This is a genomic window from Nitrosomonas sp. Nm166, from assembly GCF_900112825.1.
In the GTDB taxonomy this organism is placed as follows: domain Bacteria; phylum Pseudomonadota; class Gammaproteobacteria; order Burkholderiales; family Nitrosomonadaceae; genus Nitrosomonas.
Genome location: NZ_FONE01000115.1, coordinates 1 through 1,411, shown reverse-complemented (window position 1 = coordinate 1,411; position 1,411 = coordinate 1). Strand labels below are relative to the sequence as shown.

2 protein-coding genes are annotated in these 1,411 nt (G+C 50.4%); both read right to left on the bottom strand.

Going from position 1 to position 1,411, the window contains the following annotated elements:
- The coding region (locus BM021_RS16700) for an integrin alpha (RefSeq protein WP_371116602.1) at positions 1-371 on the bottom strand (371 nt) is incomplete at its 3' end.
- Positions 296-1,297 carry an integrin alpha gene (locus BM021_RS14995; RefSeq protein ID WP_371116600.1) on the bottom strand — a complete coding sequence of 334 codons (1,002 nt, stop codon included), beginning with the start codon at positions 1,295-1,297 and terminating at the stop codon, positions 296-298. The genes BM021_RS14995 and BM021_RS16700, both read right to left, overlap by 76 nt.
- Positions 1,298-1,411 lie beyond the last annotated feature (114 nt).

Here is a 1,411-nt window from a genome sequence, read left to right as displayed (position 1 = left end):
GTAAAGCTGCTTCTGCCAAACACCACGTAGCTGGAGCCAGCCCCAGCAACATCGTTCTGGTCAGCAAAGGGAGCACCGATAATCACATCATCAAACCCATCACCGTTGACGTCTCCGGCACTGCTGACCGACCCGCCCGAAACATCACCAGCCGCCACCCCATCCAGGCGAAAACCGTTGCTACCGTCTAGGCTGGACAGATTCAGTGCAGCATCAAAACCAGAAGCTTTGCCAAACACTATATAACTGGAGCCAGATCTGTCGCCGTTCGGGTCAGCAAAGAGTGCACCAATAATCACATCATCAAACCCATCACCGTTAACATCCCCCGCACTACTAACCGATCGGCCCGATTGGTCATCTTCCGCCACCCATCGAGGCGAAAGCCGTTGCTGCCATCGAGACTGGACAAATCAATGGTGGCATCAAAACCTGAGTTCTTACCAAATACCACATAACTGGAACCGGAGCTCTTGCCGTTCGGGTCAGCACCATCAGCACCGATAATCACATCATCAAACCCATCACCGTTAACATCCCCCGCACTACTAACCGATCGGCCCGATTGGTCATCTTCCGCCACCCCATCCAGGCGAAAACCATTTCTGCCATCGAGGTTGGATAAGTCCAACGTGGCATCAAAACCCGAAGCCTTACCAAACACCACAAAACTGGAGCCAGAGAAGTCGCCATTCGGGTTAGCACCGAAAGCACCGATAATCATATCGTCAAACCCATCATTATTGACGTCTCCGGCACTGCTGACTGATCCGCCCGACCGAGCATCTCCTCTTCCATCTAGACGAAAACCATTACTGCCGTCGAGGCTGGACAGACTCAGTGCAGCATCAAAACCAGAAGCCTTGCCAAATACTACGTAACTGGCACCGCCGGCATAACTGTTATAACCGCCGCCGCTCTGATTGGCGTTAGGAGCACCGATAATCACATCATCAAACCCATCACCGTTAACATCCCCCGCACTACTAACCGATCGGCCCGATTGGTCATCTTCCGCCACCCCATCCAGGCGAAAACCACTGTTACCATCGAGGCTAGACAGTTCCAGCGCAGCATTAAAACCGGAAGCCTTGCCAAATATCACGTAACTGGAACCAGAGTAAATACCGTTTGGGTCAGCAAAAGAAGCACCGACAATCACATCGTCAAAACCATCGCCGTTGACGTCCCCTGCATTACTAACCGATCTACCAGAATAATCATATGCTGCCACTCCATCCAGACGAAAGCCATTGTTGCCATCGAGACTGGATAAGTCAATCACAGTTGTAGTCATATCAAGAACTCCTTCAAAAAGATTTATCAAAAAACTTACTTGAAAGAAAACCTTATTGCGTTATTAATAACTGGATACTACGCCGGAAAAATCCTACTGACAACCTGAGCGGTT

Excerpts from the sequence above, each read along its gene's own strand:
- BM021_RS14995 (WP_371116600.1), bottom strand. The coding sequence starts at position 1,297 with ATGACTACAACTGTGATTGACTTATCCAGTCTCGATGGCAACAATGGC.